Genomic DNA, 254 nt, shown 5'->3' with positions numbered 1-254 from the left:
ACAATAATAGTGGGCTTCTTCTTTTCTACCTTAGGAAAACCAATTTGCTTAGCTTAGTTTATTCATTACCTGTAATGGCAAGTGCTTCATGGCATGACTGACCATGGACCAAGGTAGGCTCGGCACACAGGCTTCATCCACACCCGCTTCAATAGCTGCGACAATGGCTTTAGTACCAGTATCTGTATCGACTTCAAATGGTAATGGCTTAGAGCCTTCGTTGATTTCAGTGCGAATATAACCTGGGTAAATCG

At 43.3% G+C, this 254-nt stretch carries 1 pseudogene; it reads right to left on the bottom strand.

Annotated elements, in window-relative coordinates:
- Window positions 1–48 precede the first annotated feature (48 nt).
- A pseudogene (locus R2R70_RS21685) lies at window positions 49–254 on the bottom strand (short chain dehydrogenase); the annotation flags it as partial.

It is taken from the genome of Cobetia sp. SIMBA_158 (assembly GCF_046566945.1).
GTDB classification, from domain to species: Bacteria; Pseudomonadota; Gammaproteobacteria; order Pseudomonadales; family Halomonadaceae; genus Cobetia; species Cobetia amphilecti.
The sequence above is the reverse complement of the archived record's forward strand: the minus strand, read 5'-3'. Positions and strand labels throughout refer to the sequence as shown.